This is a genomic window from Terrisporobacter muris, from assembly GCF_024621905.1.
Taxonomy (GTDB): domain Bacteria; phylum Bacillota; class Clostridia; order Peptostreptococcales; family Peptostreptococcaceae; genus Terrisporobacter; species Terrisporobacter muris.
Genome location: NZ_JANKBY010000063.1, coordinates 1 through 14,500, shown reverse-complemented (window position 1 = coordinate 14,500; position 14,500 = coordinate 1). Strand labels below are relative to the sequence as shown.

The 14,500-nt window shown below is 28.4% G+C and carries 15 protein-coding genes; all 15 read right to left on the bottom strand.

What is annotated here, in order from left to right; translation table 11 throughout:
- Nucleotides 1-61 precede the first annotated feature (61 nt).
- Complete coding sequence (locus NSA58_RS07185; RefSeq protein WP_074429707.1) at nt 62-1,225, bottom strand: MalY/PatB family protein; 1,164 nt, start codon at nt 1,223-1,225, stop codon at nt 62-64.
- A gap of 8 nt (nt 1,226-1,233) precedes the next feature.
- Nucleotides 1,234-1,674: a GNAT family N-acetyltransferase gene (locus tag NSA58_RS07180; protein ID WP_074429708.1), complete on the bottom strand. Its 441-nt coding sequence runs from the start codon at nt 1,672-1,674 to the stop codon at nt 1,234-1,236.
- 8 nt (nt 1,675-1,682) lie between these two features.
- The gene (locus tag NSA58_RS07175) at nt 1,683-2,417 is read right to left on the bottom strand and encodes an amino acid ABC transporter ATP-binding protein (RefSeq protein WP_039678127.1); all 735 of its coding nucleotides are present in this window, start codon (nt 2,415-2,417) and stop codon (nt 1,683-1,685) included.
- Between the two features lie 31 nt (nt 2,418-2,448).
- Nucleotides 2,449-3,111: an amino acid ABC transporter permease gene (locus NSA58_RS07170; RefSeq protein ID WP_039678125.1), complete on the bottom strand. Its 663-nt coding sequence runs from the start codon at nt 3,109-3,111 to the stop codon at nt 2,449-2,451.
- A 25-nt stretch (nt 3,112-3,136) separates the two neighbouring features.
- Nucleotides 3,137-3,949, bottom strand: a complete 813-nt coding sequence (locus tag NSA58_RS07165) for a transporter substrate-binding domain-containing protein (RefSeq protein ID WP_074079522.1) — start codon at nt 3,947-3,949, stop codon at nt 3,137-3,139.
- 334 nt (nt 3,950-4,283) lie between these two features.
- Nucleotides 4,284-5,252 carry a hypothetical protein gene (locus NSA58_RS07160; protein ID WP_039678123.1) on the bottom strand — a complete coding sequence of 323 codons (969 nt, stop codon included), beginning with the start codon at nt 5,250-5,252 and terminating at the stop codon, nt 4,284-4,286.
- A gap of 265 nt (nt 5,253-5,517) precedes the next feature.
- The gene (locus tag NSA58_RS07155) at nt 5,518-5,793 is read right to left on the bottom strand and encodes a hypothetical protein (RefSeq protein WP_074429709.1); all 276 of its coding nucleotides are present in this window, start codon (nt 5,791-5,793) and stop codon (nt 5,518-5,520) included.
- Between the two features lie 15 nt (nt 5,794-5,808).
- On the bottom strand, nt 5,809-7,077 hold the full coding sequence (gene codB / locus NSA58_RS07150; protein WP_277613719.1) for a cytosine permease: 1,269 nt from the start codon (nt 7,075-7,077) through the stop codon (nt 5,809-5,811).
- A 321-nt stretch (nt 7,078-7,398) separates the two neighbouring features.
- Nucleotides 7,399-8,748, bottom strand: coding sequence for a dipeptidase PepV (pepV, locus tag NSA58_RS07145; RefSeq protein WP_074429710.1), 1,350 nt, complete (start codon nt 8,746-8,748; stop codon nt 7,399-7,401).
- Nucleotides 8,749-8,990: 242 nt separating this feature from the next.
- Entirely contained in the window at nt 8,991-9,635 is a 645-nt protein-coding gene (locus NSA58_RS07140) for a vWA domain-containing protein (protein WP_074429711.1), read from the bottom strand.
- 99 nt (nt 9,636-9,734) lie between these two features.
- Entirely contained in the window at nt 9,735-10,739 is a 1,005-nt protein-coding gene (locus NSA58_RS07135) for a macro domain-containing protein (protein ID WP_074429712.1), read from the bottom strand.
- Between the two features lie 195 nt (nt 10,740-10,934).
- Nucleotides 10,935-11,567, bottom strand: coding sequence for a DUF3786 domain-containing protein (locus tag NSA58_RS07130; protein WP_074429713.1), 633 nt, complete (start codon nt 11,565-11,567; stop codon nt 10,935-10,937).
- 266 nt (nt 11,568-11,833) lie between these two features.
- On the bottom strand, nt 11,834-12,493 hold the full coding sequence (locus tag NSA58_RS07125) for a hypothetical protein (RefSeq protein ID WP_074429714.1): 660 nt from the start codon (nt 12,491-12,493) through the stop codon (nt 11,834-11,836).
- Nucleotides 12,494-12,509: 16 nt separating this feature from the next.
- Nucleotides 12,510-13,076 (bottom strand): hypothetical protein, encoded by a 567-nt coding sequence (locus NSA58_RS07120; protein WP_074429715.1) that lies wholly within the window; start codon nt 13,074-13,076, stop codon nt 12,510-12,512.
- The coding region (locus NSA58_RS07115; RefSeq protein ID WP_257560326.1) for an adenylate/guanylate cyclase domain-containing protein at nt 13,073-14,500 on the bottom strand (1,428 nt) is incomplete at its 5' end. The genes NSA58_RS07115 and NSA58_RS07120, both read right to left, overlap by 4 nt.

Genomic DNA, 14,500 nt, shown 5'->3' with positions numbered 1-14,500 from the left:
TTCAAAAAGAGCTATTCCTCTCCTGATTCAAAAATCATTTAGAAATAGCTCTTTCTTATAATTACTCACTTTTTAAATATTCAAGTTGCTCTACAGCTTTTATTATATTTTCTTTACTTGTAGCTAAATTAATTCTTATAAATTTATTATATTTATCTCCACCAAACCAACTACCATAATCTACTGCCAGCTTACATTTTCCTTGAATAAAATCAATGTAATTTTCATCATTTAGATAATGATCTAAATTAATCCATGCTAAATATGTCCCCTCCAAAGGAGATACTATTGATTTTGGAAGTCTCTCACTTAATTCTGACTTTAATAATTTATAATTTGAAGTTATTATTTTTAACACTTCATTCAGCCATAATCTTCCGTTTGCATATGCTTGTTCATATGCAATGTATCCAAATGCATTTCCTTCTACTATATCCATTTTCTTTACATATTCGTCAAAGCATTGTCTTATTTTATCGTCAGGTATAATAACAAAAGAATTTTGAAGAGATGCTAAATTAAATGTTTTAGTTCCTGATGTTAAAGTAACTATCATATCATTATAATCGTCAAATTTAATTATGGAGTGTTGCTTATTTTCTCCTATTATTATATCTTGGTGTATTTCATCAGCAATTACTTTAACTTCATACTCTTTGCATATTTTTAAAACTTGTTTTAATTCTTCTTTTTTCCACACTCGTCCTACAGGATTGTGTGGTGAGCACAATATGAATAGTTTTACATTATTATTTTTTATCTTATTTTCAAAATCAATATAGTCTATTTCATACTTTCCATTATTATAAATCAATTCACTTTTAACTAGCTTTCTATTGTTATTTTCTATAGCATTAAAAAATGGATAATATACTGGCGTTAAAACTAAAATACTATCATTTATCTTGGATAAGATTTGTATAATCCAATTTATTGATGTAACTACACTTGGGGCATAACGAATCCACTTCTTATCTAGCTTAACATTATGGTTATCTTTTTGCCAATTTATAAATGTATCTAAATAAGAATCGGGTACATTATAATACCCATAAGTCCCTTGATTTACATATTCCTTTAAAGCATCTTGAATACATTTAGCTGCTTGAAAATCCATATCGGCTACCCAAAGAGGTAATAAATCATCTTGTCCAAATTTTTTCTTTAATCCATCCCATTTCTCACAATTAGTATTTTTTCTTTCTTTATAAATTACTCTTTCCATATTATCTCCTAATAATTTAAATCAAGTTTCATTACTTCTGATTCACATCCATTATGGAATCGATGACAATTTATACAATCTGATTCAAAAGGTGCTTCTTTCCTAGAAATTATTTCAAATCCTAATTTTTTATAAAATTCTGGCACCTTAGCTGTTAGTAATACCCTTTTGGCTTTTCTCTCTTTAGCTTTTTCTATTACTTTATTTACTAAAATACTACCTAATCCTTTACCTTGATATTCTTTTTTTATGGCTACACATCTAATTATATATTCTCCGTTAACTTCTGTTAGTGTTGCACAGCCAATCATATTATCATCGGACATCATTTTTAAACATGATATAATGCCTTCTGGCTCAGGATCTTCTATATTAACTTCTAAACCTGCCTCAATATACATGGGTACTAGTGGAAAATATTCTTTAGTTTCTAATATGTTAAATTTCATATTCACTCCTATATTACCTTAAGTTTTAAAAATTCTTTTGTTCTATCTAATTTAGGATTATTTAAAATCTCCTTAGCAATTCCTTCTTCTACAATGATACCTTTATCCATAAATATAACTCTATCTGCAACCTCTTTTGCAAATTGAATTTCATGTGTAACAATTATCATTGTAAAATGTTCTTTTGCAAGTTTTTTTATTACTTCTAAAACTTCATAAACCCATTCAGGATCTAATGCTGATGTTGGTTCATCTAGTAATAACAAATCTGGTTGAGTCGCCATGGATCTTGCTATAGCCACCCTTTGTTGCTGGCCTCCTGACAAAGTTGCTGGGTATTGATTTAATCTATCTGCCATACCTACTTTTTCTAAATAATATATTGCTAACTTTTTCGCCTCATTTTTATTCATTTTTTTTACAGTAGTTAATGATTCTGTAACATTTTGCAACACTGTTTTATTATTATAAAGATTGTAATTTTGAAAAATCATAGCAGAGTGTTTTCTCAACTCATGAATTTCTTTTTTTGTACAATTTTCAGCATCTATTGATAAATTACCTATATTAATTATTCCTTTGTCAGGTTTATCTAAGAAATTTAAGCATCTTAAAAAAGTTGATTTTCCAGTACCAGAGGAACCTATAATAGCTATAACTTCTCCTTTAGAAACTTCCAAATCGATTCCTTTTAAAACTTCTACTCCTTCAAAACTTTTATGTATATTTTTAACTCTTATCATATTTTTCTCCCTGCTACATTTGCTCTTTCTTCTATCTATATCCTATAGATAATTTTTTTTCTAATAAACTCTCTAAACGTTCTAATATAAGAATAATAATCCAATATACAAGCATTAATATCATATAAGACTCAAAATAATTAAATGTTACTGATGCTCTTAAATTTGCTGTCGCTGTAATTTCTATAACTCCTATGGTAAAAGCTACCGATGTTCCTTTTACTATATCCACTAAGTTATTAAATAGAGATGGTAAAGCAACCCTTGCTGCTTGAGGCAATATTATTCTAAACATAGATTGTATCGGTGTCATTCCATGAGCAATTGCTGCTTCTTTTTGTCCTATTGGAACTGATAACAATGATCCTCTTATAACTTCCTTCATATAAGCCGCTGCATTAAGTGTAAGACCTATAACACATATTGTAAATGCTGGAATCTCACGTAATGAGGGAATAAATGATGGTATTCCAAAATAAAGCAAAAATAATTGCGGTATTAAGGGAGTCCCTCTAAAAAATGACACATATAAATTACATATGGGTCTCAATACAGGAACTCTAAAATAATCTATCATAGCTATAATAATAGCAAGTATTAAAGCCGCAATAAATGATAATAGCGTTAATGATAAAGTTATTGGCAAAGCTTCTGTAATTGCCTTTATTACTGATATTGAAAAATTGATATCCATCTATATATGTCTCCTAAAATTAATACTAGTTTGTAGGTTTTTCTGATATATCCATTGAGAACCATTTTTCAGATAGCTCTTTTAGTGTACCATCTTCCTTCATCTCTTTAATTGCTTTTGAAACAACTTTATTAAGTTCTTCACCTCTATCATTTTTTGCAAAAGGATATGCATTTGTTTCTAAAATATTTGTTTTACCAAGAATTTTTAAATTATCTACTTCTTTTACAGTTAAATTACAAGAAGTTTCAGCACGTGGCCATAAATCACATCTTCCAAGTGCCACATCTTGTACTGACATACCATCATAATAAGTTCTTTTTAATTCAACTCCATATTCTTTGTCTATTGCATCAACTATAGATTCATCACTTGTATTTGTCTCACACGATATTGACATTCCACTTTTTAAATCATCCATACTATTTAACTCTTTATTATCTTTAGCAGCTAATAAACAATAACGATTATATGCATATGGCTCTGAGAAGTTATATTTTTCTTCTCTCTCAGGTGAAATTGATATTTGCTCGCCAACAGAATCTAATCTTCCATCTTGTAGCATTGCCCACATTCCATCCCATTCCATAACTTTATATTCTATTTTATAACCTGTTCTTTTTCCTATTTCCATCCATACATCATAATCATAACCTGCTAACTTTCCATCATCCCCTGATTGAATCCATCCAGGAGTTGTTGCTTCACACCCCACTTTAATAACCTTTTCTACCTCATTATTACTACTTTCTTTAGATTCTTCCTTAGGGCTACATCCTACTAATAATCCTAACATTGCAATACTTAGAAATAATAATTTTAAAATTCTTTTTTTCATTTTGTAATCCTCCCTCTATTCAAATCAATATTTACAGATTTGTCTAAATATGTAAATATTTAGCATTTTGTCTGTCAATTTAGTATATCTAAGGTAAATATATATGTCCAATTAATTATATTAATAAATAATCTGTGTATATTAGTAAAATCTATAGTTGAATAGGTAGTCTTGATAAATTAAAGTTCATAGTATACAAAGTTAAAGTTCTTGTTATTATTTAACTTCCTATTTTTAGATAAAATTCAAGGGGTGTATCATTTTTGATACACCCCTAACAATCCTTATTTTAAATATTTATCATCAACATACTAAATTCATCCATAACATAAATTTAATGATTATATTCTACTGAGTCTATAAAGCTTTTAATAAATAATTTGAACTCCGTATCAAGATCTTTCATATCATTCATTATATTATATAATTCCGCTTGATTTTCCTTCCATTTATCAGTATCAATATTCACTAAAACTTCTGGAGATCTTCTTTTCTTATAGTCTGCAATAGTTGGAGGGCTAAGTAGCATTAGATCACTTGTGTCTTTATAATAGCCGTTATCTTTAGATATGACATTTTTATGTACAAGAGTATCATAAGTTGTTATTCCAAATTTTCCTTTATTCAGCTCCCATTTTTCATTACCAATAGGAGGCATCATACAACTATTATTATAAGGAAATAATTTGCTATTCAAATTTTTCTCATCTATTATATCCTTCAAATCGTTAGTAAGTGCAACGAAGTAGTAATCTTTTGCATCTTCAAAATTTCGATTCCAATAGTCCATAATTGTCCAATCCTCTAATTTTCTTTCCATATCGTCATTGTAGCTTGATGATACTGTACTTTCTTCAATTATTATACTACTTATATCTTTAACATCTAATGGGTTATTTTTATAAGCTTCTACAAATCTGTATAATAAAGATAATTGAACATTAATTTTTTTGCAATTATTTCTATAGGTTCTAGGTAGGTAATCATTATTTTTATTCTCTATTTGTTCCATGCTCAGGGCACTCTCATGATATGGTGTCAATTTTGCATTAACAAATAATACATATTTATCATCATTTATTGTTATAGCTTCCATAATCATGTCTGGGCTTCCAAATTGATCCAAATATGGTCCCATAAAATATTTAACTGTATATACGTTATCTACCCAATTAAGTTTACTTTTATCTGCCAAGATTATTGATCTAAGAAATTGCTTTTGTTTAGCTATATCACCTTGAATATCTAGTATTATTGAATTTAAAATTCCTTTTTCACCATAAAACATTATCTCCCTGCTCATTTTTCCTCCTTTGTTACCTTTATTACAGCTTTAATTTATTTAATTCTGCTTATCACCCTAAATTCTACTTATAATTCATAATTCTACTTAGTCTTAAAAATTCCTTTGTATAAGAGCTAGACAAATGCCGTCAAATTCTACATTTCAGGAGGTAAATATGAGCTAAAAACTGTATATTTTATATACGTTGACAGCATCTCTCTAAAACAAATAGTCTTATCTTTATATTAATGAAAATATAAAGATAAGACTATACCTATTAAATCTATCTAAACTCCACAATTATATTATCAGTCTTTTTTAGCCACTCCAATTTTCTGTTGCAAATATAAGATTTGAAATAAATAGACTTGCTATAATATATGAAAACAGCAGAAATATTTGTCAAAATACAAGCATTTAACAATGATATATTAAAACCACTTAATAATAAATAAGAAGAAAAAAGCAAGTTGCCTGCTATAAATATCTTATATTTCAAAGGTTTCTTATTTACTAAGTTCAATTTATTGTTTTCTATTACGAATCTCAAACAATTCATAGAAATTCTCTTCAATTAAGCCGCTATTTTCTTTGCCATTTCTACACTTTCAATATCTTTGTTTTTATTCAACTTTGTCAAAATTACATATGTAATAACTGCCACACCTACAGAGTTAAGGTGTATTATACCAGGTATAATATAAGCTCCAATAGTTCCAGCAAGCCATGCTAATATAGCATTTACATTTATATATTCAAACTTTGCATCTTTAAAATCCACATATTTTCTTTTGTTAATTATAAAATAATCTGCCAACATAACAGCTCCTATAGGTGGTATAAGTGTACTTAGCAAGTTTAGCCAATTAACCAAGTTTCTATATACAAATATGGAAATGAAAGTTCCAATCAGTCCATTTACAATAACCATTTTTCTCTTTGGTGCCTTAGTTATATTTGTAAATCCAAGGCTTATCCCATACAGAGCATTACCATTTGTTGTCCATATGTTCAGTGCAAGTACAATAATTCCTGGTATTATCAAACCTTGTGCAAACATAACTACTGATATATCTGCACTTCCTACTGTCATAACTCCCAATGCACCAAATAAAAACATTATAGAATTTCCAATAAAAAATGCAGTAACTGTAGACCTAACTGCTACCTTTTTATTTTTTGCAAATCGTGCAAAATCTGGTGTGAAAATTCCTGCACTTATAAAAGAGCCTATAACAATTGATAAAGCAGTACTTATAGTTATTATTCCCGAAGGTTTAATATAGAGTAAATTTATTAGTCCTCCTATATCTTCTATAGCCTTCACTGTAGAAAATCCGCCCAATATGCCTATTGTAGGTACTGCTATCACACTTAAAATTATCAATAATTTCATACCAAAATAAGCTGTGATTGTAATTAATACACCTGAAATCAAAACTAAAATCCAAGTATCTATTCCTATGAAATAAGAAGCTGGTATTGAAAAAAGTGCAATTCCCATTCCAAACCATCCTATTTGTGTTATGGAAATTAAAAAAGATACTAACTGGGATCCTTTTTCTCCAAATGAATATTTGGCAAGTAGATGAGTAGAAAGTCCTGTATCCCCTGCCATATAAGCTAAAAGTCCTGTATAAATACATAATAATAAATTTCCATAAAATACTGCATCTAAGAAATTTTTGATAGTAAGATTTCCCCTTAAACTTCCTCCTGCTAACATACTTACTGAAAAGAAGGAAAAACCTAACATAACAACTAGCATGGGTAGAAAACTTTTTCTTTTATCTTGTGGTACTGCTTCTAATGAATATTCTTTGTCTACGTAATATTTTTTCATAATGTATTTCTTCCCCCTGTTTTAATAATTATCTTTTTGCTTTAATTTATAATCCATTATTTTTAGGTATTTTTCAACAATTTTATTAATATTTTTTAATTTTCTTTTTTCATTTGAAAAAATATTATAATATCATTATAGTGTTTAATAAAATTAGTAGTAGATTAGCGCTGCAGAAGCTATATATAAGCATGCACTTGAAAATGACGAGGCTATGGATATAGATTTATAAGAAAATTTGATTAAATAACTCTTTTAATAATAAAAAGAGAGCTATATCATAGCTCCCTTTTTATTATTAACTATATTATCTCAAATACATTACTTTGAAAGTAACTCAAGTGCATTGGCATATATTTTAGCCAATGTTATCAGATGATCTATTTTTATATATTCATGATTAGTATGTTCCACAACTTCCTCTCCTGGAATACATGGACCAAATGCTACTATATTATGAAGGTGTTTTGCATAAGTTCCTCCACCAATTGCAGTAGCAGTACTGTCTCCATGGTAAAATTCACTATATACATCTGTTATAGTTTTTATAAGTTTACTTTCCTTACTAACATAAAGAGGTTTTGTATTTTCCACATTCTCCACATCAAATCCTTGTAACTTAGCCAAGAAAGTTTCCAATATTCCTTTATCAGTCTTTGTACATGGATATCTTAGGTCCATATGTAGACGAAGTTTTCCATCTACAACATCTACAATACCCATATTCATTGTTAATGATCCTGTTTCATCTTCCATATCTATACCAAGTTCAGCTCCAAAAGTTCCATCACATAAATACTTACGTATAAATGAAAGTTTTTCTCCTTCTTTACCTTCAACAAGATTGTTATCTACTAAATATTTAATTAAAATTCCAATAGCATTTTTACCTGTATGTGGTATACTTCCATGAGCGGGACTGCCCTTAGCTGATACAGTTACGCTTCCATCAGCATTTTCTTTGCATGTAATGTTTTCTGCATCTGGACACGTTTTTCCAATGATAACAGCTTCAGCTTTGTCAGGAACAGCATTTACCACAATTCCACCAGCTATACTCTTAATGTTTGATCCACCTGTCAAATCAAATGGAGTAGTTAGTTCAAAACGAAGAATTCCTTTTTCACCATAAATTGCTGGAAAATCAGCATCTGGTGTAAATCCGTAAATAGGTGCTTTTTCTCTTTCATTATAATACTCCATATCTTCACAACCTGTTTCTTCATCACATCCAAATATAATTCTAATTTTCTTAGAAGGCTTAAACCCTGATTCTTTAAGTGCTGCTAATGCAAACAAGGCTGCATTTATAGGTCCTTTATCATCAATAGTACCTCTTCCCCATAATTTATCATCAACTATCTCGCCAGAATAAGGGCCGTATTGCCATCCATCTCCCTCTGGAACTACATCTAAATGACCAAGAGCACAAACGTATTCTTCTCCTTCACCATATTCTGCATATCCATAGTAATTGTCTACGTTAGTTACTTTAAACCCTAGTTTTTCAGCAATCTCAAGTTGTTTATTAAGGGCTTTACATACTCCCTCACCAAATGGCATTCCTTTTTTGGGTGTATCTCTTACACTTTTAATTTTAACCATGTCTTGTAGGGCTTTGATTAATTCTTTACTGTTTTTTTCAACTATTTCGTTTAATTTATTATTCATTTCTTATACCTTCTTTCATAAAATAATCATATTTTATTTCATTTAATCAGTAGTTATATGTTTTTGTATAACTTAAGTGAAATTCTTATAATAATAAATTCTGCGCATAAGTACTATGTTAGATATTTTGTAATATACTACCATTTATTATAGTCCTCAATCTAGTCAATAGTCAATCGAATGGAATTTTGTACCAGTATTCTTTTATAAATTTATCTTTCTTTTCATTACTCTCCTATATTTTACTCTTTCCTCATTTCATAATCTTCTTCCACCCTACTCTTCCAACTTTCATCTACTGCTCCATTTACTCTACAGTTTGAAATAGCAGAGTTCATAACTTCATAAGTAATCTGTGTGCCAACTTCATCACTCACATAATTAGATGCAAATTCTTCTGATATACCAAAATTTCTAGCTGTTGAAATTGCATCTATATTTGCTCCTAAAAATAAAAATTGCCAATTATATCTTTCTTTTTCATAAGTAATCATCTTTTTAATCTTTTCATAGGAATACTCTTTGCTGGCATTTTCATATCCATCGGTAGTTATAATAAACAAAACATTTTTAGCTTTTTCTTGTTTTTTATTTTTCTGCACATTTATCATAAAATTAATAGAATAACCTATGGCATCTAGAAGAGCCGTACATCCTCTTACATAATAATCCTTACTTGTAATGTTTTTAATTTCTTTTATATTAACTCTTTTGTGTAACATTTCTATTTCATCATCAAACAAAACCGTAGTAACATTTGCGTCACCCTCTTCTTCTCTTTGTTTTTTAAGCATTGAGTTAAATCCACCTATAGTGTCACCTTCTAGACCTGACATTGACCCACTTCTATCTAATATAAACACAACCTCTGTTAAATTATTTTTCATAAAAAATACCTCCCTAAAATTTATAACTAAATTTTATCTTTAAATAAAGAATAGTTTTTTTAAGGAGATACTTGGTCGCTTTAAAAGCGACATATATTTTTAAGTTGCTAATAAAGGCTGTTCAAATGAGAACAAAGCTTCATTTATTATGAATATGTCATAGTTTTTGTTTTTTATAAAATACTCTACTATTAAATCAAACTTGTGACTTGGAGATAGAGTATACCCTGCTTTCGCTAATAAATCCTTTGTTTCATCCAAAGATAGTTCTAAACCTATGGCCAAGGATAGGGCTGTTGATTTTTTAGGATTATAATCTTTATTACTTCTTATTTTGGAAAATAATTTTCTATCCATATTAGCTTTTTTATAAACTTCTACATCGGTTTTTCCTTTTTCATCAATAAGTCTCAATAACATTTGTGAAAAACTTTCATCAATATTATCTAAAATACGTTCTAAGGATCTTTTATTAAAATCTTTTGTTTCATATATTGGTTCCTGAAAATTGCAATCATCATGATAAATTTCTTCTATTTCTAATGAATATGTATCTCTTAATCTATAATTTTCATCTTCATAAAAATCATTAATGTAATGCTCAATTCCCTCATACAATTCTTCACTTAAATGCACAGCTTTTCTATCAAATACCACGAGATAAATATCCATATCATTGTCAGCTAAAAATTCTTTAATAGTTGAAACAGCTATATTTAATGCTTCTTTTTTTGGATATCCATAAATACCAGAAGATATTAAAGGAAATGCTATAGATTTTAAATTATAATCCTTTGCCAGCTTCAGTGATGCTTCATAGGCACTTTTAAGAAACTTGGCTTCATTTGAATTTCCATCTTTATATATGGGCCCTACAGTATGAATAATATATTTTGCTTTAAGATTATATCCCTTTGTAATAACGGCGTGACCTACTGGACATTGTTTTATTTGTTCACACTCTTTTTGTAACTCTTCCTCACCTGCTGCTCTAAAGATTGCCCCGCAAACACCTCCACCCATTAGGAGTTTAGAGTTTGCAGCATTTACTATGGCATCTGTGTTCATCTTTGTAATGTCATTATGTAAAATTTGAAATGTCATTTTACTCCCTCCATATAAAGTTCTTGCCTAAATTATAGCACAATAGGTTTGTTTTCAAGTTCTGTAGACATATGAACTTATTTGTATTTTAAATAATTTATATTACAAAAATGTACTATCTGATTTTAGGTAATACCTTCTGAATTGAATTTAAATATAAATTTATTATCTTCACAATTACACTTCATGTATTATCTAAAAAGCATCATACAACTGCTTGTACCTTTCTGAAATGCACCTTAACATAAACTCACCAACCATAACCGAATCTTCCATTGTAAGATAATGATCTGCACTTTTATCAACTAGCATTTTTCCACTGGCTTCAAACTCCTCGTCTGCAAACCATATATTTAAAGTTACTAGATAGTTTGGAAAAAGATAAAATACAGCACATAAATCAAATTTAGACTCAATAATTTCTGCACCTAATGATTTACACACATTTATTACTTGTTCTGGCTCTTTATTAAATAAGAAACGACCTAGTTCTCCCTCCACAGTTTTATCAAATCTAACTCCCCTTATTAGCCCATCTTGTAGCTCTCCAAAATGAACTGCTTCAGAAGATATAGGTGTTCCATCTGCTATATCTAGATAATGTAGTAAAATTAAAATATACCACTCTTCTAGTTTTTGCTTCGGCTCATATGATGGATATATCAATTCAATAGTCTTATCTAAACTCTTTATTTTTAAAGTAGATGTATCTTCACAAAATACTCCCCCAGCTTTTTTAGCAATATCTATAGGCGACCTACTCTCTAGGCGTTTTTGAGCTACTATATACATCTCATTGAAAGCTCTATTTATTTTTTTATCTTCCATATATTTTCCCCTCGATTTAAGCATATTTGTTGGATGTAAATATGTCTGTTGAGTATTCTTGATTTCTTGCCTAAATATGTTTTCATTTCATCTTGTTGGCACATAGCAAGTTCTTGACATAAACTGTCAAGAACTGCCTCCCCGGGCATAATAGTAAAGTTATTACAATGATTTGACTTGCTAATACTTTAATATATCTTTATTACTTTTTTATAATTTATAACATCTACAGTAATTACTGAACATAACTTATTCATATTAATCTCCTAATTCTTATTTGAATTTGTTTCAACAATATTGGTCTTATCATAATTATAAAACTGCATAATATTATCTACCTTCTGACAAACAAAAGCTGTAGACATACTGATAATAAATACTATCATTATTTTTTTTATCCACCTTATTGCTGATTTAAATGAATCATACTTATAACTTGTTATTCTAGAATTAATTAATATTTGTTTAGCATGATCTAAATGTTCTTTGTAATTTTCATTTATCTCTAAATTTGAATAACCTTTGCAAAAATCTTCTAGATATGCCTTTGAACTTTTATATTCAGATATACTACCATAAAATATTAGAACTCTTCTGCTCAGCCTAGCTTCACCATCAAGTTCTTCATTTCCTTCATCATTAAATACATTGGTATTAGGATTGAATGAATATAGACATTTCCATATAGGTATTATTAAAAATATAGCACTAACAAAATATATTATTTTGTATATAATAATATCATTTTGGCTGTAATATTCTATTAGCTTATAAAATACTGCACTAGTAAACGTTAATCCTAATGCATTTTTAGCTTCAGCAAAATTTAGTTCTCTTTTTACTTCTGCTAATGTATCTTTTAGTTTTTGTAGTACTTCTTTTTCTTTATTGCTATTTTCATTTATTTCATCTAACATATTACTCAATTATAAGTCCTCCATTTTATTTTTTATAATATTGTCCTATTCTCTTTAGTTGTTTAATTGCATCTTTGTAATCATGATTAAGTTCTTTTAACTTCCATTTACCTGTTTTTAAATAGCTTTTATATTGTACATAAATACTCCATGCACTATGTAGTATTGCTATACTTTTATCTTGAGTGCATAGATTATTTATCTCCCCTCTAGGGTGATGAGTACATATTATTTCTATATCTTTGTAACTTCTTTTATGCCTATGTTCATTAGGAACATCCTTCCAATTTATTTTTTTAAATATGTCTTCTACAACTATCTGATTTTCTGGATAGTCACTTGGATATATAGCTCTTATATATAGAGATTTACGTTTTATATTACCTTTACTTGTACATGATTTTATTATTTCAAATGGAATTAATTGTCCTGTTATATATATTTCTTTAGGTTTTAATGTAGGCAATATTGTCAAGTTTAACAACGGAAAAAAAGTTTTTATATTTTTAAAATCTTTAAGTACATCTTCATAATATTTGTTAAAATCAGTACCACAATACTCTGGCACTAATTTATACTCTTTATCAATCATTCTTCCCCCCATGATCTTAAACCAGTATTAGCTAATGCTCCTGATAAACTTTTTATACTTTTTTTATTATAAGCATAGTTCATAATTTCTTTGTCTTGAGCTTGTTCTTTTTCTGATAATTTATCATTAAATTCTTCTATCGTTGCATCTGATTTATAAAAACCAGTAGTACTAATAGCAGTAAATAAATCTAATAAAACTTCATAATCTAACTGTTCTGAATCCTCATCCTTTTTTTCTATTGCTTCTTTTATATTTTTATAAATTGTAATTTCACCTTTTTCTGCATATTTATCTTCAGCTTTATCTGCATCCTTATATGCCTCACTCAAAACCATATTGTGTTTACTTTTGTTTAACCCTAGTCTAGTTGCAATTAATTTACCCATTCCACATCCAATACCTATATGTATCTTTCTTGAATTTAATTTTTCCTTAACTTCTTTATCTTCATTTAAGTATTGTATTTTACTATTTAAAGTAAATGCACCCTTAATTAATCTTAATAATGCATCCTCTTCACCTGAAAAATCATTATATACTGCTATGATTCTATCTCCTTGATATTGAACTTTAGTGGCATTAGTATCATTAGTTACTGAACCCATTATTTCATAAATAGATTCCATTACATCTTTTAAATTATCTAAGTTACTATCGCTATTATTAAATAACTTCGTAAATCCTCTTATGTCTGCACAAAGCACATAAGCTTCATCTATTCTTTTATTCATTCCTTTTAATGATAATTTATCAAATGATAATCGCTTATAAACCCCCTCAAAAGATATATCTCCTAAATTTAATCCATTAGCTTCTTCTGTTACTCTATCTTTTACTTCATTTAATTCATCTTTTATTTCAGACATTTTCTTAGAATCAAATAAATCACTATATTTAACTTTATATATTTTTGAACTTTTTAACTTTCCAGACAATTTATCTTTTTCATCATCAGTAAGTTCTATAAATTTATTACTTAATTCTGATGGTAGCTTTTTTATAAATTTCTCCATAGCGTATATATAGTTTATTGGAGCAGCTGACTGAATTTTAGCTGAATTATTTGCAACTGCACCTATACTCGTATATTCAAGTTCATTTACACCATCATCTATATCATGACCATAGTAATTTCCAAAATCAATTCCTCCGTGAACTTTAAAATTTTCATATTGAGAATACTTGCTAAGATTATTAAATATATTATTTGTATATATAAAGCATGCAACTAAAGCTTCAGTTACTTTTTCATCTATATCATCATCTTCATTTTCTTGTTCAAATATTACATGCGCTCTTCCAAAAGTATATTTTTCAACTATACCACCATATTGTTTTATTAATTTTGAAAATCCAACAAAAAATGTTTGCAGTCTATGAAGAGTTCTTTTTAAATCATCATCTTTTTCCTCTTCTTCTTT